This is a genomic window from Halomonas sp. SIMBA_159, from assembly GCF_046536035.1.
Classification (GTDB): Bacteria; Pseudomonadota; Gammaproteobacteria; order Pseudomonadales; family Halomonadaceae; genus Vreelandella; species Vreelandella venusta_A.
Map to the genome: position 1 here is coordinate 1 of NZ_JAWJBT010001801.1, position 230 is coordinate 230.

The following is a 230-nucleotide window of genomic DNA, read 5'->3' on the forward strand; positions in this document are numbered from 1 at the left end:
GTGCCGGCCCGCAGTGCCTTCAATAAAGACGCCATGACCTGGTCGCTGATGCAGGTGCTGCCCGGATTGCTGGAGCAGCCTGAATTTGCGCCGCTGGCGCGTTACCTTGCAGAGGATGCTCATCAGCAGCGCCGTTTTCAGCTGGCCGGAAAAATTGCCGACATCTTTGATCAGTACCTGGTGTACCGGCCGGAGTGGATACAGGAATGGGAAGCGGGGCGCATTGATCC

At 59.1% G+C, this 230-nt stretch carries 1 protein-coding gene; it reads left to right on the forward strand.

Annotated features, from left to right (window positions below; genetic code table 11):
• Window positions 1-230: exodeoxyribonuclease V subunit gamma (locus R0J87_RS25420; protein ID WP_498889791.1), on the forward strand; the 230-nt coding region annotated here is incomplete at both ends.